Below are 26,532 nucleotides of genomic sequence, written 5' to 3'. Positions count from 1 at the left end.
TATTCCCCTCACGCTTTTTCGATATTGCACAAAAAGGTTTTGTATTCTGGTGTCTGTGTGTTGCAGTCACCAACAAATGGTGTGAGTGTATTGATAAGAAACTGTTTTTTCTCACCAACATTTACCCAGCCACCATGCAGGGGAATACCAATCTGATGTACTGTCTGACCATTAATATCCAGAGGACGCAAACGTTTGGTTACCACGGCTTTAGCCTCCACCCAGCCGCGTTTGGTGCTGATTTTAACGGTATCGCCTTTGGCAATGTTTTTTTGTGCAGCCAGCTCTTCGCTGATTTCGACAAACTGTTCCGGCTGAGCAATCATCAGTAATTTCACTGATTTAGTCCAGAACTGGAAATGCTCAGTCAGGCGATAGGTTGTACCCACACAAGGGAATTCATCCTTATGCCCGATGCGTTCTTTAACACTGTCAAACAGACGTACTGCGGGCGTATTCAGCACTTTCGGGTAAAGCAGGTTTTTGCCAACTGGCGATTCAGTTGGTTCGTAGAATGTCGGGAATGGACCATCCACCAGTTTTTTGGTACAGAACAGGCGGCCAACACCCTCTTCATTCATGATAAACGGATTCATATTGGTGTCTGGTGCCTGATCGGCCTTGTAGTCTGCCACATCGGCACCAATCCATTTACGGCCATCCCAGTGAATCAGTACTCGGTCTGGGTCCCAGGCTTTACCGGATGGATCGCAGGAAGCTCGGTTATACAGAATGCGGCGATTTGCTGGCCATGACCATGCCCAGCCCGGGGTATTGCCCAGCCCGGCATTGCTGTTATCGCGCCGTGCCATCTGATTGCCGTTTTTAGTCCATGAACCGGCAAAAATCCAGCAGGCACAGGCAGTAGTACCATCATCGCGTAACTGGGCAAAGCCATCCAGTTGTCCACCTTTAGGCACGATAATATTGCCCTGTTCGTCTTTGATATCTGCCAGAGCCCAGCCATTGGATTCCTGTGCCATTTCCTCCGGTGTAGGCGAATGCGCTACTTTATACGGCCAGCTCAGATTAAGAATCGGCTCGGGTGCTTTGCCGCCTTCTTTTGCATACAGTGCCTTGATGCGTAAATGCAGCTCGGCCAGAATCTCAAGATCGGCTTTGGCATCTTCTGGTGCTTCGGCTCCGGCATAGTGCCATTGTAACCAGCGTGAAGAATTCACAATAGAACCATTCTCTTCCGCAAAACAAGGCACTGGCAGGCGAAATACGGTGGTTTGGATAGTAGATGGGTCTACATCATGTGCATCACCATGATTTTCCCAGAATGTAGCAGTTTCAGTATTCAGCGGATCCATGACTACCATCCACTTGAGGCGTGAAAATGCTTCAACAATACGATTAGAATCCGGGAAAGAACCCATAGCATTAAAACCTTGTACCAGCAGGCCATGCATTTGCCCCTGATACATCATTTCGGTCATTTGCAGCACATCATACATTTTGTCCCATTTTGGTAGCCAGTCGTAGCCCCAATCATTTTCTTTAGTGGCATTCTCACCAAAGAACCATTTGAGCAGGCTAACCATGAATTTGGGTGTATTGCTCCAGTAATTAAGCTGTCCTGGGCGCAAGGGAGCCGGCGTCTGTGCACTCAAATAATCGGCAAAAGTAGGATTTTTCTTTTCATTGGGTAGGCTCAGATAGCCCGGCAAATTGGTAGAAAGCAGCCCCAGATCAGACAGCCCCTGAATATTGGAGTGGCCGCGCAGGGCGTTGACACCTCCGCCGGCCATACCGATATTGCCAAGAATAAGCTGAATCATCGCCATGGTACGAATATTCTGCGAACCATAGGTATGCTGAGTCCAGCCCAGTGCATACAGAATTGTTCCAGCCTTGTTTTTTGCTGAAGTGGCGCCCAGAGCCTCACATACCAGCAGAAAATCCTTAATCGGTGTGCCGGTAATTTTATGCATCATCTCCGGTGTGTACTGGGCATAATGTCGTTTCATTACCTGCCAGACACAGCGCGGATTTTCTAAAGTTGGGTCTACTTTGGCATAGCCGTTTTCATCCAGCTCATATGTCCAGCTGGCATTATTGTAGACGGCGCCTCCTTTGGCGCCTTTCGGAGCTGCTTTAGGTGCAGGGCTGCCGTCTTCAGTGGTGTAATCAGCATGTCCGGAAAACAGGCCTTCATGAAACCCGTAGCCATCGGCCACAATAAAAGAGGCATTGGTATAATTTTTAACATAATCCCATTGCACTTTATTGTTTTTAATTAGCCAGTTAATTACCGCACCAAGAAAAGCGATATCCGTACCGGAACGAATAGGCAGATAATGGTCGGCCACGGACGCAGTACGGTTAAAACGCGGGTCACACACAATCAGTTTGGTGCCCTTGCGTTTTTTAGCTTCAATAACCCATTTAAAACCAACGGGATGCGCTTCCGCGGCATTGCCACCCATTACCAGAATAAAATCTGCATTCTGGATATCAGTCCAGGTATTGGTCATGGCACCACGGCCGAATGTAGCGGCCAGCGCCGATACAGTGGGACCATGGCAAACTCGTGCCTGCGAATCGGTACCAACCAGTCCGAGTGAGCGCATGAATTTTTGCGTCAGAATACCGGTTTCATTAGAGCTGGCAGAGGCGCACAGCATGCCCAGACTTTCCAGCCGGTTTACGGTAACACCATCAGCATTTTTTTCAATCAGATTGGCATCGCGTTCGTCTTTAATCAGGCGCGCAATGCGGTCCAGCGCCTCATCCCAGCTGATGTCTTTCCATTCACTGCTGCCCGCTTCGCGTACTTGCGGATGCAGCACACGGTTTGGGCTGTTCACAAAGTCAATCAGTGAGGCACCTTTAGGGCACAGACTGCCACGGCTGACCGGATGGTCTGGGTCTCCTTCAATATGAAAGATTTTCTTTTTGGCGTTTATTGCCCCGTCACCCAGGCTATACAACAACGTACCACAACCAACTGAACAATACGTGCAATTATTGCGTGTTTCTGTTGCCCGTAATAATTTGTACTGGCGGACTTCAGCAAAGGCAGTGGCTGGCGCCATGCCCATGACTGCCAATCCTGTAGCGCCGGCACCTGCTGCGGTAACCTTGAAAAACTGGCGTCTTGTCAGGTTCATGTTTGATGGTTCCTAATTTGATGGTTTCCTAATGAAATTATTTTTATTTATTGCAGAGAATCTAATCCCGTACAGCTTACTAAATATGCTAGAAATTTTATTAATACTAACATTTAACCCCATTATAATACCCTAATTTAAACTATTATATAATTCTAACTGTATTTTTTAATATAAATAAATACTCATAATTTTTATTCAAAACCTTTATTTACCTGATGCAGAGATTGTTTTTTATTAAATAAAGTTTCTTATGGCACTGGCAAAAAATTGAATTGATTACTCAGTAAATTATTGTGTTTGCAAACTAATATCTTGTATACAGTCTGATTTATTATTATTTTTTGTCCACTATCATATACAGCTCTTAGTTACTCATATGACTGGCTTTCGTTATATAGTAAGGTATATTTCGTAGCCATTTTCCCTTATAATCAGCTCAGTTTAACCCTACCAAAATAACAATGCATTCTAACCGAGGATAAAACATGAACCCTAAGTATACCCGTCTGAGTGCCATCATCACCATAAGCAGCCTATGCATGGTAAGCAATTCTTCTTTTGCTGCCAGCATCACTGTTTCGGCCGCAGCCAGTCTTACCAATGCATTCAATGACATTGCCAAGGCATACCAGCAGCAATATCCGCAGGATAAAGTTCTGCTTAACTTTGGCGCTTCCGGTTCCCTGCTACAGCAAATGCAAAATGGTGCCCCGGTAGATGTATTTGCTTCGGCAGATCAGCAGACGATGGATCAGGCACAGGTCAAAAATCTGGTGCAGGCACAAGACAGAGTTAATTTTGCGAATAACACGCTGGTATTGATTACGCCGAAAAAAAGTGCTGTAACCGTACATAGTCTGAAAGACTTGCAACAAAATGGTATTAAGCATATTGCACTGGGCAATCCAGCCTATACACCAGCTGGCCGCTATGCGCAGGCTGCAATGGAACGGGCGCAGGTATGGAATAAGCTTCAGCCTAAAATCGTTAATGTAAACAATGTTCGTCAGGCATTGGATTATGTAGCCAACCAGTCTGCCGAAGCCGGTTTTGTCTTTGGTACGGATGCAGCCATTATGCCGGATAAGGTTAGTGTAGCCGCCACCATCTCCACCAGCAAACCAATCAGCTATCCTATTGCCAAAACCGTGGCCAGTAAGGAACCGGCTGCGGCCAACCGTTTTGTTCGCTTTATCCGCTCAGCCAAAGGCCAGCAGATTCTTAAACGTTACGGTTTCCAGAGTGCACACTGAACATAATTTCTGCCGGCAGTTATTGCCCTTAACTGCCTGAATATTTCATTTCAAGGAGAGATAATGGCTGCGGCCTGGATTGCCCTTGCCCTGTCACTTAAAATTGCCCTGTGGGCCACGACTATCAATCTGGTTCTCGGTGTAGGCATTGGCTATATGCTCGCTCGCAAGGCTGTGTGGGGACGGGAATTGATTGATACCATTCTTACCCTGCCAATGGTGATGCCGCCCACGGTACTGGGCTATTATCTGCTGGTACTGATTGGTAAAAATGGTTTTATCGGCCAATGGTTACAGCATTATCTGGGTATTAATCTGATTTTTACCTGGCAAGGTGCTGTAATAGCAGCCACAGTGGTATCGTTTCCGCTGATATTTAAACCTGCACGTGCGGCCTTTGAGAGTCTGGATCCTCAACTGGAACAGGCTGCCCGTGTTTTGGGCATTAGTAATGCCGGTGTTTTTCTGCGTATCACCCTGCCGCTGGCATGGCGCAGTATTCTGGCCGGCGTATTACTGGCATTTGCCCGCAGCATGGGCGAATTCGGCGCTACGCTGATGGTAGCTGGCAGCATCCCCGGGCAAACGCAAACACTTTCGATTGCCGTATATGAAGCAGTACAGGCTGGTAATGACTATCTGGCCAATATACTGGTACTGATAATATCTGTGGTATGTATTCTGATATTACTGCTTACCAGCAAACTTTTATCCGGCAAAGTACCTATGCACAATCTTAAATAATCCAATGCCAGAATCACAGAATAATGCTCTTGCTTTTGCATTGCCTTGTTTGTGCCTGTTTTTAATTCAGCCAGTGGTTTTATGTTAGATTTCAATTTCCAGAAAACCCTCCAGCGTACTGATGGCAGCCAATTTACTCTGGACATCCGCCTGTCCAGCCAGACGCCACGTACGGTAATTATGGGTGCCTCCGGTAGTGGAAAAAGCCTGATGCTAAAAGCCATTGCCGGCTTGCTGACCCCGGCACAAGGCCATATTATTGTTAACGGTGTAACCCTGTTTCAGGCACCACATCTCAATCTCAGCCCGCAGCAACGCAAACTGGCCTATGTTTTTCAGGATTATGCTCTTTTCCCGCATTTAAATGTACGCCAGAACGTTGCCTGCGGTATCCAGCATGGCTTATTCAATCCGCGTAAACACAGTCGTTACACAGAAGTCGAACATTGGCTGGCAGTCATGCAGCTCAATGCCGTGGCCGAGCAGTATCCGGCACACTTGTCTGGCGGCCAGCGCCAGCGTGTGGCACTGGCACGGGCACTGATTGCAAGGCCGAGTGCCATTCTGCTGGATGAACCATTTTCTGCACTGGATACCCAGCTACGCGCACAAATGCGTACAGAACTGGCTAATTGGCAACAACAGCTAAATTTACCGATGCTACTGATTACCCACGACCCCGCAGATGCGGCTGCTTTTGACGCTCAAATCTGGCATATGGATAATGGGCGTTTATATTCAGCTCCCCGAAAGAGCCGCCATCATGAATGAATTCAATCTTGATACTGAACTGATTCCTACCATTAACGGCCAGCGTATTGGTAACAGCAAACGGATTGCCCTACTCGAAAATATTCAGCGTTTCGGCTCAATTACTCAGGCGGCCAAGGCTGTCCCCATGAGTTATAAAGCAGCCTGGGATGCCATAGATGCGCTAAATAATCTGGCACCGCAACCTTTAGTATTGCGCCAGACTGGCGGTCAGGGTGGCGGCAACAGCGTCTTAACCGCCTTTGGTGAAGCCTTTTTAAATTATTACCACACCATGCAGCAACGCCACCAGCAGTTACTGTCGCAACTGCACAGTAATGCCGACCCGAGCCATTATGGCTTGTGGCAAAAAATGAATCTGGATTTAAGTGCCGATAATCAGCTTGCCGGCATTGTAAGCCAAATCATTGATGGAACAGTAAATAATGAAGTTCATCTGCGTTTAAGCAGCGGGCAGGAACTGGTGGCGATGCTTACTCGACACAGTTGTGAACAGATGGAGCTGGCGGTTGGTGTTGAAGCACTGGCACTGATTCAAGCTTCTGCCATTATGCTTGCCCGCCCTGACCCCAACTTACTTATATCTGCACGCAATCAGCTCAGCGGGAAAATACGCCATATCGATACCGGCATAGTTAATAGTGTTATTACAGTAGATTTAGGTGCAGCACTTAGCCTGACTACTAGCATTACCCGCAACAGTGCCGAAAATATGCAGCTGGATACCGGTGATGAAATCATACTGTTAATCAAGGCACCAGGCATTATTCTCGGGCGCCTGCGCTAAACCGGCACATATTGCCGTGTTGATAATCCACCATACCCAACCAAGCAACCAATAAGCACGCACAGTCTAATCCAGCTACTGCCTGAAATACTGAAACCAGAATAACCATACTATTCAGTATCAAATTATTCTGGCTTATACTAATGCACGATAGCCAAGCTATTTGCGACCAGTGCATATTATCTCTTTGATTTAATCTGTCTTTTTAAGCCGCAAATACATTGTAAACTCTATATATATGTATTTTAATAATATTTATCAAAATTTATTCAAAAAAACCATTTATATCATTTCATCACAATTAATATAATAATTAATACCAATTATTATATTAATTGTGCCTGATGTATTGCATAACCAAAAATCTGAAAATATTATTTTAAATCTTGATTTATCCAAACCAGCAATCCCCTCCTAATGCATAACCATACTCATAACAAGGATTGCTATTTCAGGCCAAACCAGAATCAGACAATACTAAACATAAAGTATATTTAGCCCTAGCGCAGGATCACCTCATCTGCCAGTTCATTCACGCCCGCATGTGTACGCGGAAAATGCTGCACCAGTAATTCCGTCAGCTCATCCAGCCCAGCGCTCAAACCGGCCATATAATTCTGTTGCTGAAATGCCTGCGTTATGTGATTGCATATCTGCTGCCACAGCGCCATGTCGACACAGGCATTCATACCGCGGTCTGCAATGATTTCCACCGCGCGATCTGCAAACAGCACATAGACCAGAATGCCACTTTTTCCCGCAGTATCCCAAATGCCTAAATGGCCGAACCAGTACTGCGCCCGCTGGCGTGCCGTTACATGGTGGCACAGACTGGCGGTATTAAGGCTGGATTCGATCACAAACCGCAGTTGTCCGGTATGGCGCTGTTCCGACCGCGTAATCTGTTCAGTGAGCTGTTGTAGTGCCAGTGTTGGAAAATAAATACTTACCCGCTGGCGTGGATGTGTCCAGTGACGCCAGAGCCGTGGCCATAACCCCATACTCAGTTTATTTGTACTCATACAGTCCATTCTTTCCTGTATATTTGATTCAATATGGTAGCACTACAAGTTAATTTAAGAGTGTATGTAGTTTGATTTTCTAAATCAATACCATAATAATTATACAAATATTTATACAGATACAGGTTTCCCCAATCAAAAATACTGATTCCACTGTTTTGCCTGTTACTGCTTTGTACATTTCCAGCTCTTGCCACACTGATGAAAAAAAGAGTGTATTTTATTCAAAAGATATAGATATTATCTTTAATGGCACAAGATAGCATATATTTTTCGTGATTGTACCGAATCGAAACTATTTATAGTTCAAACAGTTTATATTAAAAAACAGAGATGTATGCAGTGAGGTAATCCATTATGTCCGGGATGAAAACCTGCATATAATTAGAAACACATTTGCCAGCTTTATCTGTCGGAAACGAAACAGCCCTTTAAAAAATCCTTATAAACTGTGTATGGCATATTAAACTTATCACCAAGTAGGTACCCGCAAGCGGCTAAACAAAGCCGCGCAACTGTTTTACATAGGCATATGCAGCCTGTATACGCTGAGTATGCTCGGTTGCCCGCTGCATCTCAGCAGCCGATAACTTCTGTTTGACCAGTTTATCCGGATGATATTTATTCATCAGACGGCGGTATGCCTGTTTGATTTCATGCACACTGGCCTTTGCCGAGATTCCCAGTACCTGATAAGCATCATCATGCTGTTCCCCAACCGGCGGCGACTGTCTGTTACTCTGCTGCTGTTGACGATATTGCTGCTGTTGTTGCCGCGACTGTTGCCGGCGCTGCTCATAGCGCTCACGCTGGCGCTGCTGTTTCCATTGCTCATTTGTCTGCCAGTAATGGCGATATTCATTACTCTGCCCACGTACTGTCTGGCTGGCAAAAATCAGCATTTGCGCATAGGGAATACGGAACTCACCCGCTATAATGTTCAAAATGTGCCGCTCATTCTTATGCAGCCGGCCATCTATCAGCGCAAACTCGAGCATATGTTTACAAAACAGCATCAAAGCGCGCTTGTCATGACTATAGGCACGATATAACTGGCCAAGTCGTGCTCTGAGCGGATAATTTGGCATCTGCCCCATATTGAAAGCATAGCGCACCAGTACTTCCATTTCTGCGTCCAGCTGCAATTTTTTAGTCATTGCATAAACATGCGACCTATCTTCCGCAGAAACATGTCCCTTGGCAATGCAAACTTGTCCGGCCACCTCAAACAATACCGCTATATACAGATTTCCATCTGTAGCAATAGATGCTTCAGTACCATCATCTATGATATGCACTGCATAAAGATAAAACAGAAGCAGTATTACCAGCACAACATCCAGTAACATGCCCCCAATACCAAAACGCAAGGGTAAATACCACAACAGCAGAAAACAAATACCAAGCCCGATTTTAGACATGTATGCCTACCAGAAAATAATACACATAGTCCATGTAACAAGATAAATAACTATACTATAAATTAACTCGGAATTTGATAAATAATCAGCGTTTTATACCCATCCTGATTCATCTTATCCAAAAAATTACCAGTTGCCGGAGGCTCCTCCGCCACCATAGCCGCCGCCCCCACCACCAAAGCCGCCACCGGAACCACCACCTCGTCCCCAAAAATCATCGTTTCCATTATTATTGTAGCCACCAATAAATACATTACCGGCAAAAATAAAAGTCACTACAAATGACACAATAGCAATGATTATTGTTATAAACAGGTTCCAGCCAATGTACCAGCCTAGTGTTAACACCAGAAAAGCAACGATAGCACTGCCCAGTGTATTACCAAATATATTTTTTAAAAAGGCACCCGCTATAAATACCAAAAACATCGCTTCTATTAACATAGCGGTAAAACTGTTGGTTTGCTGAAGCTCTGGCTGCTGTACTGCTGGCAGTTTCTCACCTTTAATCAGTTTTTCCAGTAAATCCACTGCTTGTCGCACACCACCATCTGCATTATTCGCGCGCAACTGCGGTCGCAGCACATCATCCAATATACGTTTAGCATAAACGTCAGGGATAGCACCCTCCAGCCCACGCCCGGGAGCCAGAAATGTTTTGTGTTCATCACGCACCAGCAACAACAGTACGCCATCATCAATTCCCTTGCGCCCGGGTTTCCAGGAATTCATCACTCGAGTAGCGTAATCAAACGGTGTTTCCGGTGCGATGGTTGGTACAGTTAATACCACAATCTGACTACCCCGCTCGCGACTGAATGCCTGCAATTGCCCGTTTAAATCTTCACGGGTATCTGGCTGTAACATATTGGCTGTATCCATTACCGGAGCAGTCAAGGCCGGTACTGGTGCCAGATTTTCAGCAGCCGGTGCCAGCAAGGCAAAGCAACAGCCCAGAAGCAATAACAATAAATTGCGGGCAGATAAGCGGATTGTATTCATGATTTTCACCTTGTTGCTGTGCATGCAGAATTCATGCCAGCCAAACGGTTTCTGGCTGTAAACAAATATTTGTGCCATATTGTGGCCACTAAACCAGCGATAGCACAAGTTAAACAGAAATCAGCAAACATGAGTATTCAGATCATCTGCTTACATTCATGCATGGCCGGTTTATACTCGGGTAAGCAATACATCTTTTATACCAGAACAATTTTGCCATAAAAACAGAGTAGCGGTATTTGCAACCGAATTACGTAAAATACAGAATTTAATTAAATTTTAGACAGCCTTATTGGATAAAGACCATTCAGAAATACAGCAATACCGGTAAAAATACCTATTTTGATAAAGACGTTAATACTACTGCTGCTACCCGTCTAAAGACTAACCTACAACACCACAATTAACCTATAAGATACGATATTGGCTGTTTGGCATATACCAGCAAATGACGCTTGCTGGCTAACAAGCAGATGCTGCTACAAGGCATTTCTGGCGTACCAGTAAGATTTAACTTTTAATTGAGTAAATTTTTACTCACATCGCCAGTGGTTAAAAACTCTGCAAATACATGGATAACCATAGCAAAATTCCGAACAGTAGAGCTAGCTGCAAAACAATCCCCAAGCATATAAGTCATTCCTCGGGGTGCCTCAGGATTGTTAGGCGCCGCAGGATTATAAAATGTTCTGACATCATAACCCTCTTCAGTTTCTTCACCCAGTAATACCATATAAGTCTGAATATCAGTCTCATGATTATCTGAATACAAAGTTATTTCCATACCAGGTGAAGTTGGTTTACTTTTCGACTGTTTCCACAGACTCAGAAAGCCATTATTGGTTCTCAAAATTTCAAGGTACTGTTGCATCTGCTCCACAGTAGGGTTTTCAATTCGGGGGAGATAAACTTTATCCATTCGTCTGAAAAAATCCAACCAACCTTTTCGTTTCCTGTCAAAATAAAATCCATACAATCTATATACATACATTGTTTTTCACCGTTATTTATTCTAAAAATATGTGGATTAATATTGAAACAACTGGCTGTTATCAAACCGACAGGCATCATTATAAATAGCTCATCATATGCATAGCCAGAAATTTAATGACACCATAACCAGACAGTTAATAGCGCAACTGAATTATATTTCGCAACAACCAAAATTTTGTCTGAATATGCAAGATTGAATGCTACCGAACTGATACAAGTCTGCTTTACTGCACACGAAAAGCCGGTTTTGTGATGATTTGACAGAGAAACAGCCAGTTTATACAAACTGGCTGTTTGGTATTGAAATGAACAATCAGGCAGATAGCAAAACTAGAATTCTACCTGTGGCGCCTGTTTCACAGCAGCTTCATTTTCCGGTACAAAATTTGGCCGCACATGCATACCGAAAATTTTGGCAGTAATATTATTCGGGAAAGAACGCAATGTAGTGTTATATACCTGCACCGTCTGAATATAGCGGTTACGCGCCAGCGCGATGCGATTTTCCGTACCTTCAAGCTGTGCCTGCAAATCACGGAAGCTCTGGTCGGCTTTTAGGTCGGGATAATTTTCACTTACCACCAGCAAACGGCTTAAGGCACTGCTTAGATTACCCTGAGCCTGTGAAAACTGGTGCATTTTCGCTGGATCATCTGCATCGCTGCTGGTCATGTTCAAACTGCCAACCCGTGAACGGGCATTAGTTACCTCGGTTAAAACCTGCTGTTCATGTTTGGCATAGCCCTTAACCGTATTCACCAGATTGGGCACCAGATCGGCACGACGCTGATACTGATTCAGCACTTCCGACCACGCCGCATTAGCCGCCTCATCCTGCGACTGCATCGTATTATAGCCACAGCCACTCAGGCTCAAGGCCAGAATAAATATGCTCAGCCAGCCCATTAACCGTTTGTACATTGTAAACTCCCGTGGGTATTATTGTGTCATTTTAACATGTTATCGTGACTTTTTACGTCATAATTAGCGCAATCTTATATACCTTAAGCTATAATTAATGCAAAATAATAAAAATCATTTTAACCAAACTGTAAAGGATGTTATATGTTTCCAGAATATCGCGACCTGATTACCAAATTAAAGGCGGAAAATAATCATTTTGCCAATATATTTGAAGAACACAACCGACTGGATGACAAAATTACTGGTCTGACTAATAATCCTGTTACCAGTGGTCTGGATAATCTAGACGAGCTGAAGCGGGAAAAATTACGTCTGAAAGACGAGATTTATGCCATGCTGCGTGAAGCAGACGGTAAAGCCTGATATATAGTTAAGCCAGTAAAAAGCCCTGCTTTTGGCAGGGTTTTTTACTGGCTTAACTATTTCTGCAACAGAGCATTAAACCGCTGCTGTATGACGGCAGGAAAAGAAACTGCCTTATTGCTTTGCTGGTCGAAAGCCACAAATGCAACCTGTGCCTGTACTACTGTCTGGCCAGTATTTTTCAGCGTGATAATCTGGCTAACTTCCACTTTACGCGGCTGCACCCGGCTAAAAGCGGTAGTAATCAGCAAATCATCACCAAAACCGGCGCTGCGCCGGTAACTGATATTGATATTAATCACCGCCATACCACAGCCGGCAGCAGTAAACAGCGGTGTTAAACCAGCTTCATCAAAATAGTGCCAGCGTGCCTCTTCCAGAAATTCCAGATAGCGCGCATTGTTAACATGCCGGTACACATCCAGATGAAAACCACGCACCCGAATTTCAGTCTGATGCCCGTGTAGCGGCAACTGATTTATTTTTGTGTGTGAATCCTGCATATGCTGAATTATTCCACCACAGTCCAGCCAATGGTTCCATTTGCACGCAACGGTATCAGGCGCTCATGGCCATATGGAAAGTATGGTGGTACTGTCCTAGTGCTCTTTACCAGTGTGATTGTATCCGTATTCGGAGCCAGACCATAAAAACGCGGGCCATTTTCAGCAGCAAAAGCCTGTAATTTATCCAGTGCACCGGCTTCTTCAAATGCTTCTGCATACAGCTCAATAGCTGCAAAAGCACTAAAGATGCCCGCACAGCCACAGGCACACTCTTTACTGGCCTGTGCATGAGGAGCGCTATCCGTGCCCAGAAAAAATTTATGTGCCTGCGCACCACTAACAGCCTGTAACAGTGCCTGTCGATGGGCTTCACGCTTCAATACCGGCAAACAGTAATGGTGCGGCTGCATTCCGCCCACCAGCAAGGCATTGCGGTTATAAAGTAAATGTTGTGGTGTTACCGTAGCAGCCACATTATCACTCGCTTCAGCCACTAGCTGTGCTGCTTCTGAGGTAGTAATATGCTCAAACACCAGTTTTAGACTGGGTAGACGCTGCAATAATGGTTGCAATAGCTCATCAATAAATACCGCCTCACGGTCAAAAATATCGATTTCGCTTTTGGTTACCTCGCCATGTACCAGTAGTGGCAAGCCTACTTCGGCCATGGTTTCTAGTACGGGTAATAAAGCCCATAAATCATTCACTCCTGCCGCAGAATTAGTTGTCGCGCCGGCAGGATATAGCTTGCATGCGATGATACCTGCTGCTTTGGCTTCGCGGATAAGTGCCGGTGTGGTCTGGTTAGTCAGGTATAAGGTCATTAGTGGCTGAAAATGGCTATCAGCCGGTAGTGCGGCCAGAATACGCTCACGATAGGCCATTGCTGCTGCAACGGTGGTTACCGGTGGTTTCAGATTAGGCATAATTACGGCACGCCGCATTTGTCGTGCACTGAATGGCACTACTGATTTTAAAGCTGCACCATCACGTACATGAAGATGCCAGTCATCGGGTCGGGTTATGGTGAGAGTCTGCATTTGCATCCATTTCATTAACAGGCTATTACACTGCTTAAAAAGACAATTGCTTAAGGTACTACTCTACCGTCGTTTCTATATCCAGAATCGACATATCCACTAAAAAGATGTCGTGAATAATGGTATTAAATCACAACCAGACTGGCTTTAACGGTGTTTTACCCACATTAAGATTACATCGTCATCCCTGTTTTGCAAATGCAACAACTCATGTCCGGTCTGGCGGCAGAAAGCGGCAAAATCATCCGGCGCACTTTTATCTGTTGCCAGTACCTGCAATACTTGCCCTGCATCCAGCGCGGCCAGTGCTTTTTTTGCGCGCAGAATCGGCATGGGGCAATTCAGACCGATAACATCAAGAGTAGCATCACTATGTGGTTCACTCATAAACAGCCCATTACAGATTATTATAAAAGATGATTATACAACGTGCATGTAAGAGACCAAATACCTTCTGTGGTAAACTGCCTCATTCACGCCAATACTAATCACAATATCGCATCAACCAGATAGATTCTGGCCGGATAACATTAAACTAGCCTTTCACACATACCACCTGCCGCAAGCGGTACACAATCTCTACCAGCTCATTCTGTGCCGTCATGACAGCATCAATATCTTTATAGGCCATCGGAATTTCATCAATCACACCAGCATCCTTACGACACTCCACATGTGCAGTGGCCTGAATCTGGTCAGCAATACTAAACTGTTTTTTGGCTGCGGTGCGACTCATCACTCTTCCAGCACCATGCGAGCAGGAACAGAAACTGTCTGCATTGCCCAAACCTCTGACAATATAACTCTGTGCCCCCATCGAACCGGGAATAATGCCCAGCTCGCCTGTTCGTGCTGAAACTGCGCCCTTGCGGGTAATAAAAACTTCAGCGCCAAAATGCTGCTCTTTCTGCACATAATTATGATGGCAGTTCACTGCGGCCAGATGTGTGTTAAAGGGCTTGCTGATTACCTTACGTAACGCCGTAATCACATTGTGCATCATGGTTTCGCGGTTTAAGCGCGCAAACTCCTGTGCCCAGTGTACGGCTGAAACATAATCTTCAAAGTGTTCAGTGCCTTCACGCAGATAAGCCAGATTTTCATCCGGCAGATTCTGGATATGCACCTGCATATCCTTTTTCGCCAATTCGATGAAAAAAGTTCCAATGGCATTACCAATGCCGCGTGAACCACTATGCAGCATTATCCACACCCGCTCAGCTTCATCCAGACAGATTTCAATAAAGTGATTACCGGTACCAAGCGTGCCCAGATGGCGATAGTTATTGGTATTGAGAAATCGCGGATATTTGGCGGTAAGCTGTTCAAATCCCGGCAGCAGTTGCAGCCAGTACTGATCAACCACTGAGGGCGGATCCTGCCAGCTACCCTGATCGCGGCCGCGATGTCTGGGTGTTAGCCCGTGTGGTACTGCTTTTTCGATTTCCTGCCGCAGCGCCAGCAAATTATCCGGTAAATCAGTCGCCATCAGTGAAGTCTGCACCGCCATCATGCCGCAACCAATATCCACACCCACTGCGGCCGGAATTATTGCCCCAAGTGTAGGAATAACGCTGCCAATAGTGGAACCTTTCCCCACATGTACATCAGGCATAACCGCAATGTGCTGGAAAATAAATGGCAGTTGTGCAGTTTTAATCAGTTGCGCTTTGGCTTTTTCATCTACCGGCACACCTTGGGTCCACATTTTAATTGGTTTGGCCTGTTCCGCTTGCAGTAGATTATATGTTGTCATTTTACCCCCTTGTTAATGCTGTATTTTCATTAATCTGGTTAATACAGACTGGCCACCCATTCCTAGCAAACATATAGCATATTTTCGGAGTATGGTTACCAATTGGCAAAACGTGCCAGTACTATTAACCAAACAGTTACGATACAGCTATGATATGCACCAATCATAGCTGAATAAAGTTTAATTATTTAAGTATTGGTATCAGACAGATTGAATAGCATGCCTGTTGACCCGCTGCCTTTAAAATCCGCAGCCAGACTATTAAGGTTATCCGATAATGCGGGCATAACCGCTTCAATTTTGTGCCAGCGCCAGCATTTCACTGGCATGATTACGCGTGGTATCGGTAATGGTTTCACCGCCAAGCATACGTGCAATCTCATCCACACGGCCAGCAGATGTTAAAACCTTTATCTCGCTAACCGTCTGCCCTTTGCTGCTGTGTTTGCGTACCTGCCAGTGTTGCTGCCCGCAGGCGGCTACCTGTGGTAAATGAGTTACGGCCAGTACCTGACGGTTTTGTCCCAGACTGCGTAAGGCGCGGCCGACAACATCGGCCACAGCACCGCCAATGCCGGTATCAACTTCATCAAAAATCAGCGTGGGGACTGCATTGTATTGGCTGGTAACCATTTGCAGCGCCAGACTGATACGTGCCAGTTCACCACCGGAAGCCACCTTGCTCATGGCGCGTAAAGGCGTGCCCTGATTAGCCGCCACCTGATACTGTATCTGTTCCAGACCATGCAAAGACGGTGAGGCGCTTAAAAGCTCAATATGAAAGCGTGCACCCTGCATGGCCAGATTCTGCATGTGGGCAGTGGTTTGCTTCGCCAGCTTTTTGGCCGCCTGATGACGCTTGGCCGATAACTGCTGGGCTGCCTGCATGTATTCATTTTTGCGCTCGGCTACCCGTGCATGTAATGCTTCAATATCGGCAGATGCCTCCAGTTCATTCAAAGCGGCTTCAACCTTGGCCAGTTCTGTAGGCAGTTGCGGCGGTTCTAGTCGGTATTTGCGCGCCATGCTCATTAATTCCTGCATCCGCTGTTCCTGCTGTGCCAGCAGATTTTCATCTGTTTCAACACTGGCACTGGCGTCGCGCAGATAAGCACTGACTTCCCCCAACTCAGCTTCTACTGATTCCAGCAATGTCACACTATCGGCAAAGGCAGGCGCAGCTTTGGTCAGTGCCGCCAGTTGCTGCCGGCAGTGATACAGACGGCTTTGCAGGCCATCATCACCATTAAGTATTTCATCCACACTGGCTGCTGTTTGCAGAATATCTGCCGCATGCACCAGTGCATCATGACTCCGGCTGAGATTTTCCCATTCATTTTCCTGAAGATTCAATGCACTGAGTTCATCAAAGCGCCATTGCAACCGCTCTCGTTCAATATTCAGGCTTTCGGCCTGAGTTTGCGCTTTTTCCAGCTCACGTTCTGCATCATGCCAGCGCTGATAGGCCTCGCGTACCCGTGCAACTTCCTTATCCGCACCAGCAAAAGCATCCAGTAAAACACGTTGTGCTGCTTCACTGTTTAAGGAGTGATGGGCATTCTGGCCATGAATATCAATCAGTAATTCGCCAATCTGACGCAGCTGGCCAAGCGTAACTGCCTGATTATTGATGAAGCTGCGGCTTTTGCCTTTCACATCGATTATGCGGCGAATACTCAGCTGCGTTTCGTTTTCATCCAGCAACCCTTGCTCCTGTAATAGCGCACATGCCTGCGGCACATCGCCAACATCAAACAGTGCGGATAACTGGGCTTCTTTGGCGCCATGGCGAATCTGCCCGTAATCAGCTTTATCACCCAGCAACAGGCCTAAAGCGTCCAGCGTAATCGATTTGCCCGCACCGGTTTCACCTGTCAGCACAGTAAATCCGCCTTGAAAACTCAGATTCAGTTCATCAACTATCACAAAGTCACGCAAAGACAACGCCAGAAGCATAAACAGCCTTTCTTAAAGAAAGCATTAATGATTTATGCCTGATTTTAGTATTTTTTTAGGAAAACAGGAAACTATTTTTTAGAAAAAACTAAAATTATTCAGGATAAATTTCGATTTTATTAATTTTTCACCACAATTTTCTCATAATTGCTGAAATGGTACTTCTTACCCGATATGCAAAGCCGGCCACAAAGCCCCTCAAAGACAGATTGATTTCTGATGGTGTAAGTATTATGTGTGTCTGTCACCAGACGCTTATACAAGCTGGTCACCCCAATGTAGTTTCTGGCGCAGGGTTTTGTAATACTGGTAATTAACCGGATGGAGAATCCTGAGAGAATTACGATAACGATTGATACGGATTTTATCCATAGTATGCAAATCAAAAAATGCCTGCCCATCAAAATGGGCACGTGCATCACTGCCTTTGGTAATCAGTACTTCGATTTCACTGGTATCACTGACAGCGATCGGCCGATTCGACATCGACTGCGGGCAAATGGGTACCAGACTGAAAGCACGCAAGGTTGGTTGCAGAATCGGACCGCCAGCAGCCAGTGCATATGCAGTTGAGCCTGTTGGAGTAGACACAATCAAACCATCTGAGCGCTGAGTGTAGACAAATTCTTTATTGATAAAAACTTCAAATTCAATCATCTGCCCCAGTGCGCCACGGCTGAGCACCACATCGTTCAATGCCAGCGAATGATAAACCTCCCCACCGGCGCGTACTACGCTGGCTTCCAGTAAAATACGTTCTTCCGGCAAGTATTTTCCGGTAAGCATGCCGGACAGTTCGGTTATCATTTGTGCTCGGGGTACCTGTGTCAGAAAGCCCAGATGTCCCTGATGAATGCCTATCAGCGGTACCCGGTATGGCGCCAGTTTGCGTGCAACCGACAACAGAGTCCCATCACCACCCAGCACCATAACCAGATCACAGCGCCGCCCCATTTCACATTTACTGATGACATGACAATGTTGCAACTGTTGCGGATTAATCTGGTTATCTGCCTGTGCTTCACTATCCAGATACACCGAAAGACCCTCATCGCATAAAAAAGCAATGAGTTCATCCAATACTGCACTCATCATCGGCGTCTGCGGCCGTGTCACTATCCCGATATGGTTAAACTGGCTGTTCATGAAAATACTTGTTCCTGACTAAGTAACTCACTCTAGTACAACTACAATGGTTTTTGTCCCATCATTATAAAGGTTAATGCACCAACATACTTGTATTATGTAACTATCCACTCAAGATGCAGAACTCATGAATACGAGGCAAGTTGAACATTATCGTCAAACTGGCCGTAAATCTGTATCTGAAGCATCATATTTATCAGCTAATTAGTGGTTGTGCAGGAAAACTGTTTTTCTCAGCTTACTCATGAAAACGCAATAAAAAAACTATTATCTATTTTGTGTAGCTTATACTTGCTGCTCTCTTTTTCCTTAGTTCCGCCCATCGCCCTTGTAGATTAAAGTACAATTTAACGCAATCACCATCAGAGGCTTCAACTCGGAAGTGTAATTCAACATATCCCTTATTAATTGGGTAGTGCTCTTGTGTGTAAATTTCAGCTACAGATTTTTTGATTTTGCCGTCAAGCACTCCGTATTTATTATCTGCATAAATAAACTGGTTTTCCATTACTACATAGCGCAGCTACCGCTTTATTCTGACAATGATAACCACTTAGCTGTATATTAAACAATAGTGTATCAACAGCCCCAATTAAACTATAAATAATTATTTTATACAGTTAGTTATCACTTTTAAAACAGCTCACCTCATAATAGTTAATATCTTGATTTACGTGACTGACATCAAAATCAAAATGTTCAGCTTGTATAGAGACAGCTATTTTTTATGCTGTAATATTGATTTTTCTTTATAGATTAATGCCGGATAAATGTCAACTATTCCCAGAATGGTACTTTTAATACAACAGTTTGATAAACTTTCTAAAATGTAGTGATAATGATTGATTACTTTTATCAGAGGCTACAGTTAAAAGCAGATAAAACAAAATAGCAATCTAAAAACAGGGAATTAATAATTTCTGCAAATGCTGGATTATTTCACCGAAGAATTAAAAAATTTATCATTATTCAATGATGAAAAATTAATAAATCAGTGAATATACCAATTCAGGCCAAGCAGCTTTAGTATAAGCAAGAAAAAGTAACTGTTGATGTACAATAGACTTTGAGATAAGTATGTGTCGCTGAATCGAGCAGATACCGCTACAATAGCTGTTTAAGAAATATGGTTGCTGCCATGGCTACTTCCCTGCCCAAAGTTTTTGCCCTGCTTGGCCCTACTGCCTCCGGCAAAACCAGCCTTGCCCTGAGTCTGGCTGAACAATTTCCGATTGAAGTCATCAGTCTGGATTCCGCACTGATATATCGTGACATGAATATCGGTACGGCCAAGCCTAGTGCAGAAGAATTACAGGCAGTGCCCCATCATCTGATCGATATTATTTCACCACTGGAGAGCTACAGCGCAGCCCAGTTTGTCAGCGATTGTGTGCGTCTGGTAAAAGAAATCCATGCCCGCGGCCATCTCCCCTTACTGGTGGGCGGCACCATGATGTATTACCACGCACTTACACAGGGGCTGAACAGCCTGCCCGAAGCCAATACCCAAATCCGTGCCGAACTGGATAAACTGAAACAGCAACATGGTATGGATTATTTATATGCACAGCTACAGCAGGTAGACCCTGTAACGGCAGCACGCCTGCCCGCAGGCGACAGCCAGCGCATCGAGCGTGCTCTGGAAATCTATCATATTACCGGCATTCCCATGAGCAGCCATCTGGCTAGACAGGAAAACCAGCGGCCACCTGTGGATGTCTGCACACTGGCACTGTTTCCTGCCGATCGTGCCCATCTGCGCATACAGATTGCTACCCGCTTTCATTCGATGCTGGCACAAGGACTTGTGGAAGAAGTTGAAGCACTGCGCCTGCAATACCCCGACCTGCATTCCGACCTGCCTTCAATTCGCTGTGTTGGCTACCGGCAGGCATTCGATTATCTCAACGGTTTAACCGATTACAATACCTTTGTTGAACGCGGTATTGTTGCCACCCGGCAACTGGCCAAGCGCCAGCTTACCTGGCTGCGCAAACTGAATCCAGAATACCAGCTCGATCCGTTTAATCCGGCTGGCCTGCATGAACAGACTGCGCAGTTAATACAGCAGTTTTTTGCCTAAACTTATTTATTTTAGAAAATATTTCGGCAATGATGGCCTAAGCAATAATATTAAAATATTATGTAAACATCCCATTGTCTGCCAACTTAACTCTTTTACAACATGATGTATTAATTAAATTAATAGATTATTAACCTGTAATTGTTTGTCTGTATAAACAGCATTCCACTTCACTCACCCACAGACAGAACAGCAAAAAGCAATTATTTACAGTAAAATGCAGTCCGTTGTTACTGTCATTATGTCATAACATTCATCCCAAATTGAATGAACGGCAAAGACAAACATTTATTCGCTACGCCTCACTCTGGCTAGACAAGGGTCAGGCATTTTCGATTTAATTAAGGAGAAAACACGATGTCCGTACAGGATCGCATTCGTTATACCTCACTTCATTCCCGTCTTATGTCTGCTGCTCAGGCTGCCACCCTGATCCATCATGAGGCTAATGTCGGCATGAGCGGATTCACTGGTGCCTGCTACCCGAAAGTATTACCACAGGCTATTGCGGATTTTGCCCGCGCCGAACATGATGCTGGCCGTCCTTACAAAATTAATGTCTGGACAGGGGCATCAACTGCACCGGAATGTGATGGCGTACTGGCAGAAGCTCACGCCATCGATCAGCGTCTACCTTTTAACAGTGACCGCATTATGCGACAAGAAATTAACAATGGTGATGTTAATTTTATTGATATGCATCTGTCACACGTAGCACAACAGGCTGAATTCGGTTTTCTAGGCCATATGGATGTAGCTATTATCGAAGTTGTGGCTATTACCGAAGACGGCATGCTGATTCCTTCTACCGGCATTGGTAATAATCAGACATGGCTGAACATGGCGGATAAAGTTATTCTGGAAGTGAATATGGGCATGCCTATTCAGGTAGAAGGTATGCATGATGTTTATCAGAATAATGCACTTCCTCCACATCGCTCACCGATTAACATCAATCGTGCTGATGACCGCATTGGCACCCCTTATCTTAAAGTTGATCTGAACAAAGTGGTTGCCATTGTTGAATCCAATGCACCAGACCGTGATAACGTTTTCAGTGAACCTGATGACAAATCCAAACAGATTGCCGAATATATCGTTGACTTCTTATCACACGAAATTAAACAGGGTCGTCTACCTAAAGAAATGTTACCGATCCAGTCTGGTGTAGGTAATGTAGCCAATGCCGTTCTGGCGGGTCTGTTAACTGGTCCGTTTGAAAATCTGTATGGTTACACTGAAGTGCTACAGGACGGCATGCTGGATTTATTGCGGGCAGGTAAAATGGTAACTGCTTCTGCTACAGCTATTTCTCTTTCAGCCAAAGCATTTCAGGACTTTGTTGATAATATTGATTTTTATCGCGAACGCATCATTCTCCGTTCACTGGAAATCTCTAATCATCCTGAATTAATACGCCGTCTGGGCATTATTGCCATGAATTCGATGATTGAAGCTGATATCTACGGCAACATCAATTCTACCCATGTAATGGGCACCAGCATGATGAATGGTATCGGTGGTTCTGGCGACTTTACACGTAACAGCTTCCTGAACTTCTTTGTTACCCCATCTACAGCTAAAGATGACAAAATCTCCTGCATCGTGCCGATGGTATCGCATGTTGACCATACCGAACACGACACTCAGATTATTGTTACCGAACAAGGTCTGGCTGACTTACGCGGTCTGGCACCACGACAAAGAGCCAAAGTTGTTATCGAAAAATGTGCCCATCCTGCTTATCGTGACCAGCTGCATGATTACTATGATCGTGCCTTGAAAACCGCAAAAGGCATTCATACTCCTCATATTCTGACCGAAGCTTTAAGCTGGCATGAGCACTTCCTGAAAACCGGCTCTATGAAAATGTAATTCAGACCGGATAATAACCAGACAGCCCTGTTACCAAACAGGGCTGTTTTCTTTTTATTATTTGCATCAAAATTTTATATACAGAAACAACTGATTGCCACCGCTTTTATACATACATCCAGTTTCCACTTTTTTCAGCCACAGACCAATAATAGTTATTCTGAACTGCATTGTGGTTTCGGCAAATACATCGCCGACAGAAAAATCTAACCGTATTTATGAATCAACTTCATCTTGACACATTATCAAATTCAGCCACATGAATATCACTATCAGTTAAAATAGGTATGATTCATATTTTCTGCTGCATTCAGCAAATTTCTTACTTCTTTACCTTCATAAAGGAACGACTGCCATGTTTTCCAAAGCGTTAACCATCGAAAAATTTGACCCGGAACTGGCTTCTGCCATAACCCGTGAAGACCAGCGCCAGCAAGATCATGTGGAGCTTATTGCATCAGAAAACTATGTAAGCTGTGCTGTGATGGAAGCTCAGGGCAGCCAGTTGACCAATAAATATGCCGAAGGCTATCCGGGCAAACGTTATTATGGCGGCTGTGAATATGTAGATGAAGTAGAGCAATTAGCCATTGACCGCCTGAAAGAATTATTTGGTGCCAGCTATGTTAACGTACAGCCTCACTCCGGCTCTCAGGCCAATCAGGCAGTGTACGCCAGCGTGCTGCAACCGGGTGATACTATTCTGGGCATGTCGCTGGCTCATGGTGGCCATCTGACTCATGGTGCCAGTGTAAATATTTCCGGCCGCCTGTATAACGCTATCACCTATGGTCTGGATGAAAACGAAATCCTTGACTACAACCAAGTGGAACAGCTGGCACTGGAACACAAGCCGAAAATGATTGTTGCTGGTGCTTCTGCCTATGCACTGGAAATAGACTGGGCGCGTTTCCGCGCAATTGCAGACAAAGTGGGTGCTTATCTGTTTGTGGATATGGCACATTACGCCGGACTGGTAGCCGGTGGCGAATACCCGAATCCCGTACCCTTTGCCGATTTTGTCACCACCACTACCCATAAAACCCTGCGTGGCCCGCGCGGCGGCATAATTATGTGCCGTAGCGATGAGCATGCCAAAGCACTGAACTCAGCCATTTTCCCCTGCTTGCAGGGCGGGCCACTGATGCATGTGATTGCCGCCAAAGCAGTGGCATTTAAAGAAGCATTGCAGCCTGAATTCAAACAATATGCCCGCCAGATTAAAGCCAACGCCAAAGTATTGGCTGAAACTCTGATTGAGCGCGGTTTGCGTATTGTTTCCGGCCGCACCGAAAGCCATGTATTTCTGGTGGACTTGCAGCCGAAAAAACTTACCGGTAAAACCGCTGAAGCCATTCTGGGACAGGCGCATATTACCGTCAACAAAAACGCCATCCCCAACGATCCAGAAAAGCCATTTGTTACCTCAGGTATTCGCTTGGGCACAGCAGCTATTACTACCCGTGGCTTCACCGAAGCTGATACTCGCGAACTGGGGCACCTGATTGCCGATGTACTGGATAATGCAGACAATGAACAGGTGATTTCAGAAGTAGCTAAAAAAGTACAGGAAATTTGCACCCGACTACCTGTATATGGCAAATAAACAACAATATTAAATTATTAACATTCTTGCCATTGATTCGCTTCTAAAGAATATCTATACTCAAAACAGACTACTACATACTTGATTTAATGATGTTTTAGTCTGTTTTTTATTGATACAAACATCGCTATGGATTTCCTTACAGGAAATCTAGTTTTAACTAATCTGGTATTATCAAAATACTAATAAAGTATTAATATATCTTCATTGCAAAAGCGGAACAAACAAACTGCTTTTAAGATTTAATGTATTTTAATAATTAATCATGAAAGGAAATAAAAATGAGAAAATTAGTTTCTACCGCTTTATTGGCTGTTTCATTAACCATGACTGCTGGTTTTGCATTGGCTAATAGTAACAATGACACTACCGATATTCGTCATTTCAGCGAAGCTACTGCTCAAAACGGTCAGAACACCCATATTTCTGCTTCAACTCCAGAAAATACTCCATATCGTACTGTAAATACTTATGCTGGTAATCACTAACAGACCAGCAGTTGGGATAAAAAGCATAACTAAAAAGTTATGCTTTTTTTAATTTTCAGCTTGGTAAGAGTTATTATTTCCATTTGTTTTAAATTTTTTATATCGTTAGCTTCGATCTATTAAATATAATCTCACTCCTACTTCAAAATTTAAATCACAAGTAAAACGAATAAAGGCAAAACTGATTCAGGCCAGAAAAGCAGATAAAAAATTTAAAGTTTTTGGTGCAGATTCCCATAAATATCAGCTTAATAAACCCATCAGCATAGAACAGGTTGCTGCTATTGAACAAGAATATGGTTTTCAATTGCCACCGTGTTATAAAATTTTTATTACTCAAATAGGCAATGGCGTAAATAATGATTCTGATGCTGCCTGCCCCTTTTATGGGATTTATTCGCTGCATAAAATATTGATGAACTGGCTGATTTTAATAGCCCCGATGGTTGGCAACGAGCCTGTATCATTTATCCGTTTATGCCAGGACTATTGACAGTAACAGCTAAATGTAATTAAGAATAATGATTTAACTACAGAAGAGTATGATGAAGAACTGACCAGAATATATGAAGCGATTTTACTTATTGGCAGTCAGAGATGTGCTTATATAAACGGTATAATACTGGAGGCAGAACATACAGGCAAAGTTGTTAATCTCTCATTTGACCATCAACTGCCAACATTTACTTTTGAAGATAATTTTCTTGACTAGTACAAATGCTGGCTGGATGAAGTGATTTCAGGCAAGTTATCAGACCTGAAATCTGGCTGCTTTGGCTATTCGGTAGCCGGTTCTAAAAAGCATTACTCGAAAAATATTTTGTCTCTGAGTGCAAAGAATATAAGTACTACTGCTTGGAAGTGTTATTGCTTAAATCCACTATTTCATCAAAAACATTCAAAATACTGGAAAATCAGTATCAGCTGAATAATGCCGATTTGAAACGCATCAGTTTACAAGTTATGGTTAATTTTCCTTATCCGAAAGCCAGAAATTATTTCCATAAATACTTTAATATTGAACCAGAATTTGTTATTAAACTGCTGTGCTGGTATGGTAAGAAAAAAATCAGTAAGTGAATAGAAATATTACATACTTCTGTCCCTCAATTTAAAGATGCTGAAGCTTTCAGGTGCTTTGTACATATACTGAAAGAAAGTAAAACCAATTATTGTCAGATAATCCTCCCATTTATCGCACATGCAGACAGTGAAATGCGTGCCATTGCTTTCTCTGCTTTAGGCTCCCTGAACAATAAAACTAAAAAAACAGTAATCAACTATTTTATTGCCGGGCTTACTGATTCAGATAAGCAAGTCATCTGTGCGACACTATCAGCACTGAATGGTATCGTCGACAACAGATTGCTCAAATACTATCAGGCTATTGCCAAGAAAATCGATGAAGAAGATAAACATAGCGGTTTATTATATAAGCTAAATAATTGTTTGATTCATTTTAAATTAACAAATGAGACTATCTTAAGCATTAATGCAGATAATTATAAAGTTAAAAAATGGTTTCAACTTTGGAAAAAATCATAAATCATTTATGCTTACTCCTTGACCAGCATTCTAGTGATTCATTGTCTTGTTATTATAGGTATTGTAATCGGCTGCCTTTACATACTTCGATAAAGATAATTTTGCAGAGAATTGACAATTGATTCAATAGCA

23 protein-coding genes are annotated in these 26,532 nt (G+C 44.1%); 11 read left to right on the top strand and 12 right to left on the bottom strand.

Annotation, left to right across the window (positions count from 1 at the left end):
* Positions 1–8: 8 nt before the first annotated feature.
* Positions 9–3,116, bottom strand: coding sequence for a formate dehydrogenase-N subunit alpha (fdnG, locus tag BGI33_RS03955; RefSeq protein ID WP_100090034.1), 3,108 nt, complete (start codon positions 3,114–3,116; stop codon positions 9–11).
* Between the two features lie 488 nt (positions 3,117–3,604).
* Between fdnG and modA the strand changes: the two genes are divergently transcribed.
* The 4 genes from modA (at position 3,605) to BGI33_RS03935 (ending at position 6,674) form a co-directional block, all read left to right on the top strand.
* Complete coding sequence (gene modA / locus BGI33_RS03950) at positions 3,605–4,372, top strand: molybdate ABC transporter substrate-binding protein (RefSeq protein WP_100090033.1); 768 nt, start codon at positions 3,605–3,607, stop codon at positions 4,370–4,372.
* Between the two features lie 63 nt (positions 4,373–4,435).
* Positions 4,436–5,116: a molybdate ABC transporter permease subunit gene (gene modB, locus BGI33_RS03945; protein WP_100090032.1), complete on the top strand. Its 681-nt coding sequence runs from the start codon at positions 4,436–4,438 to the stop codon at positions 5,114–5,116.
* Positions 5,117–5,197: 81 nt separating this feature from the next.
* On the top strand, positions 5,198–5,887 hold the full coding sequence (locus BGI33_RS03940) for an ATP-binding cassette domain-containing protein (RefSeq protein ID WP_100090031.1): 690 nt from the start codon (positions 5,198–5,200) through the stop codon (positions 5,885–5,887).
* Positions 5,880–6,674: a TOBE domain-containing protein gene (locus BGI33_RS03935; protein ID WP_180297008.1), complete on the top strand. Its 795-nt coding sequence runs from the start codon at positions 5,880–5,882 to the stop codon at positions 6,672–6,674. Before BGI33_RS03940 ends, BGI33_RS03935 begins: the two co-directional genes overlap by 8 nt.
* Before the next feature lie 500 nt (positions 6,675–7,174).
* Here BGI33_RS03935 and BGI33_RS03930 read toward each other — a convergent pair whose 3' ends face one another.
* The 5 genes from BGI33_RS03930 to BGI33_RS03910 form a co-directional block, all read right to left on the bottom strand.
* Positions 7,175–7,696: a TPM domain-containing protein gene (locus tag BGI33_RS03930; RefSeq protein ID WP_257378963.1), complete on the bottom strand. Its 522-nt coding sequence runs from the start codon at positions 7,694–7,696 to the stop codon at positions 7,175–7,177.
* 497 nt (positions 7,697–8,193) lie between these two features.
* Positions 8,194–9,117: a DnaJ domain-containing protein gene (locus BGI33_RS13975; protein ID WP_100090029.1), complete on the bottom strand. Its 924-nt coding sequence runs from the start codon at positions 9,115–9,117 to the stop codon at positions 8,194–8,196.
* Between the two features lie 126 nt (positions 9,118–9,243).
* Positions 9,244–10,119, bottom strand: a complete 876-nt coding sequence (locus tag BGI33_RS03920; RefSeq protein ID WP_100090107.1) for a TPM domain-containing protein — start codon at positions 10,117–10,119, stop codon at positions 9,244–9,246.
* Between the two features lie 517 nt (positions 10,120–10,636).
* Positions 10,637–11,038 carry a DUF6911 family protein gene (locus BGI33_RS03915; protein ID WP_100090028.1) on the bottom strand — a complete coding sequence of 134 codons (402 nt, stop codon included), beginning with the start codon at positions 11,036–11,038 and terminating at the stop codon, positions 10,637–10,639.
* Positions 11,039–11,442: 404 nt separating this feature from the next.
* Positions 11,443–12,033: a LemA family protein gene (locus tag BGI33_RS03910; protein ID WP_100090027.1), complete on the bottom strand. Its 591-nt coding sequence runs from the start codon at positions 12,031–12,033 to the stop codon at positions 11,443–11,445.
* 144 nt (positions 12,034–12,177) lie between these two features.
* On the opposite strand from BGI33_RS03910, the gene BGI33_RS03905 reads away from it, so the two are divergent.
* Entirely contained in the window at positions 12,178–12,399 is a 222-nt protein-coding gene (locus BGI33_RS03905) for a YdcH family protein (RefSeq protein ID WP_100090026.1), read from the top strand.
* 56 nt (positions 12,400–12,455) lie between these two features.
* On the opposite strand, the gene BGI33_RS03900 is transcribed toward BGI33_RS03905, so the two are convergent.
* From BGI33_RS03900 to BGI33_RS03875, 6 genes are all read right to left on the bottom strand, one after another.
* Positions 12,456–12,902: an acyl-CoA thioesterase gene (locus tag BGI33_RS03900; RefSeq protein WP_100090025.1), complete on the bottom strand. Its 447-nt coding sequence runs from the start codon at positions 12,900–12,902 to the stop codon at positions 12,456–12,458.
* An 8-nt stretch (positions 12,903–12,910) separates the two neighbouring features.
* Positions 12,911–13,945, bottom strand: coding sequence for a dihydroorotase (pyrC, locus tag BGI33_RS03895; protein ID WP_100090106.1), 1,035 nt, complete (start codon positions 13,943–13,945; stop codon positions 12,911–12,913).
* 147 nt (positions 13,946–14,092) lie between these two features.
* On the bottom strand, positions 14,093–14,332 hold the full coding sequence (locus BGI33_RS03890) for a sulfurtransferase TusA family protein (RefSeq protein WP_100090024.1): 240 nt from the start codon (positions 14,330–14,332) through the stop codon (positions 14,093–14,095).
* A gap of 148 nt (positions 14,333–14,480) precedes the next feature.
* Positions 14,481–15,701 (bottom strand): RtcB family protein, encoded by a 1,221-nt coding sequence (locus tag BGI33_RS03885; RefSeq protein ID WP_100090023.1) that lies wholly within the window; start codon positions 15,699–15,701, stop codon positions 14,481–14,483.
* A gap of 294 nt (positions 15,702–15,995) precedes the next feature.
* Entirely contained in the window at positions 15,996–17,657 is a 1,662-nt protein-coding gene (gene recN, locus BGI33_RS03880; protein ID WP_100090022.1) for a DNA repair protein RecN, read from the bottom strand.
* 255 nt (positions 17,658–17,912) lie between these two features.
* Positions 17,913–18,803 (bottom strand): NAD(+) kinase, encoded by an 891-nt coding sequence (locus tag BGI33_RS03875; protein WP_100090021.1) that lies wholly within the window; start codon positions 18,801–18,803, stop codon positions 17,913–17,915.
* 1,138 nt (positions 18,804–19,941) lie between these two features.
* Here BGI33_RS03875 and miaA point away from each other — a divergent pair.
* The 6 genes from miaA to BGI33_RS03835 all read left to right on the top strand — a co-directional run bounded on the left by miaA (position 19,942) and on the right by BGI33_RS03835 (position 26,400).
* The gene (gene miaA / locus BGI33_RS03865; protein WP_100090105.1) at positions 19,942–20,886 is read left to right on the top strand and encodes a tRNA (adenosine(37)-N6)-dimethylallyltransferase MiaA; all 945 of its coding nucleotides are present in this window, start codon (positions 19,942–19,944) and stop codon (positions 20,884–20,886) included.
* A 357-nt stretch (positions 20,887–21,243) separates the two neighbouring features.
* Positions 21,244–22,761 (top strand): acetyl-CoA hydrolase/transferase family protein, encoded by a 1,518-nt coding sequence (locus BGI33_RS03860; RefSeq protein WP_100090019.1) that lies wholly within the window; start codon positions 21,244–21,246, stop codon positions 22,759–22,761.
* 355 nt (positions 22,762–23,116) lie between these two features.
* Positions 23,117–24,367 carry a serine hydroxymethyltransferase gene (gene glyA / locus BGI33_RS03855; protein ID WP_100090018.1) on the top strand — a complete coding sequence of 417 codons (1,251 nt, stop codon included), beginning with the start codon at positions 23,117–23,119 and terminating at the stop codon, positions 24,365–24,367.
* 281 nt (positions 24,368–24,648) lie between these two features.
* On the top strand, positions 24,649–24,855 hold the full coding sequence (locus BGI33_RS03850; protein WP_100090017.1) for a hypothetical protein: 207 nt from the start codon (positions 24,649–24,651) through the stop codon (positions 24,853–24,855).
* Positions 24,856–24,973: 118 nt separating this feature from the next.
* On the top strand, positions 24,974–25,348 hold the full coding sequence (locus BGI33_RS14125; RefSeq protein ID WP_373884753.1) for an SMI1/KNR4 family protein: 375 nt from the start codon (positions 24,974–24,976) through the stop codon (positions 25,346–25,348).
* 722 nt (positions 25,349–26,070) lie between these two features.
* On the top strand, positions 26,071–26,400 hold the full coding sequence (locus BGI33_RS03835) for a hypothetical protein (RefSeq protein WP_100090014.1): 330 nt from the start codon (positions 26,071–26,073) through the stop codon (positions 26,398–26,400).
* Positions 26,401–26,532: the final 132 nt, after the last annotated feature.

This window comes from Snodgrassella alvi (genome assembly GCF_002777425.1).
In the GTDB taxonomy this organism is placed as follows: domain Bacteria; phylum Pseudomonadota; class Gammaproteobacteria; order Burkholderiales; family Neisseriaceae; genus Snodgrassella; species Snodgrassella alvi_B.
The sequence above is the reverse complement of the archived record's forward strand: the minus strand, read 5'-3'. Positions and strand labels throughout refer to the sequence as shown.

Bases quoted from the DNA above. Each gene is read 5' to 3' on its own strand.
- fdnG (WP_100090034.1), bottom strand. From the start codon at position 3,116: ATGAACCTGACAAGACGCCAGTTTTTCAAGGTTACCGCAGCAGGTGCC.
- modA (WP_100090033.1), top strand. From the start codon at position 3,605: ATGAACCCTAAGTATACCCGTCTGAGTGCCATCATCACCATAAGCAGC.
- modB (WP_100090032.1), top strand. From the start codon at position 4,436: ATGGCTGCGGCCTGGATTGCCCTTGCCCTGTCACTTAAAATTGCCCTG.
- BGI33_RS03940 (WP_100090031.1), top strand. From the start codon at position 5,198: ATGTTAGATTTCAATTTCCAGAAAACCCTCCAGCGTACTGATGGCAGC.
- BGI33_RS03935 (WP_180297008.1), top strand. From the start codon at position 5,880: ATGAATGAATTCAATCTTGATACTGAACTGATTCCTACCATTAACGGC.
- BGI33_RS03930 (WP_257378963.1), bottom strand. From the start codon at position 7,696: ATGAGTACAAATAAACTGAGTATGGGGTTATGGCCACGGCTCTGGCGT.
- BGI33_RS13975 (WP_100090029.1), bottom strand. From the start codon at position 9,117: ATGTCTAAAATCGGGCTTGGTATTTGTTTTCTGCTGTTGTGGTATTTA.
- BGI33_RS03920 (WP_100090107.1), bottom strand. From the start codon at position 10,119: ATGAATACAATCCGCTTATCTGCCCGCAATTTATTGTTATTGCTTCTG.
- BGI33_RS03915 (WP_100090028.1), bottom strand. From the start codon at position 11,038: ATGGATAAAGTTTATCTCCCCCGAATTGAAAACCCTACTGTGGAGCAG.
- BGI33_RS03910 (WP_100090027.1), bottom strand. From the start codon at position 12,033: ATGTACAAACGGTTAATGGGCTGGCTGAGCATATTTATTCTGGCCTTG.
- BGI33_RS03905 (WP_100090026.1), top strand. From the start codon at position 12,178: ATGTTTCCAGAATATCGCGACCTGATTACCAAATTAAAGGCGGAAAAT.
- BGI33_RS03900 (WP_100090025.1), bottom strand. From the start codon at position 12,902: ATGCAGGATTCACACACAAAAATAAATCAGTTGCCGCTACACGGGCAT.
- pyrC (WP_100090106.1), bottom strand. From the start codon at position 13,945: ATGCAGACTCTCACCATAACCCGACCCGATGACTGGCATCTTCATGTA.
- BGI33_RS03890 (WP_100090024.1), bottom strand. From the start codon at position 14,332: ATGAGTGAACCACATAGTGATGCTACTCTTGATGTTATCGGTCTGAAT.
- BGI33_RS03885 (WP_100090023.1), bottom strand. From the start codon at position 15,701: ATGACAACATATAATCTACTGCAAGCGGAACAGGCCAAACCAATTAAA.
- recN (WP_100090022.1), bottom strand. From the start codon at position 17,657: ATGCTTCTGGCGTTGTCTTTGCGTGACTTTGTGATAGTTGATGAACTG.
- BGI33_RS03875 (WP_100090021.1), bottom strand. From the start codon at position 18,803: ATGAACAGCCAGTTTAACCATATCGGGATAGTGACACGGCCGCAGACG.
- miaA (WP_100090105.1), top strand. From the start codon at position 19,942: ATGGCTACTTCCCTGCCCAAAGTTTTTGCCCTGCTTGGCCCTACTGCC.
- BGI33_RS03860 (WP_100090019.1), top strand. From the start codon at position 21,244: ATGTCCGTACAGGATCGCATTCGTTATACCTCACTTCATTCCCGTCTT.
- glyA (WP_100090018.1), top strand. From the start codon at position 23,117: ATGTTTTCCAAAGCGTTAACCATCGAAAAATTTGACCCGGAACTGGCT.
- BGI33_RS03850 (WP_100090017.1), top strand. From the start codon at position 24,649: ATGAGAAAATTAGTTTCTACCGCTTTATTGGCTGTTTCATTAACCATG.
- BGI33_RS03835 (WP_100090014.1), top strand. From the start codon at position 26,071: ATGCGTGCCATTGCTTTCTCTGCTTTAGGCTCCCTGAACAATAAAACT.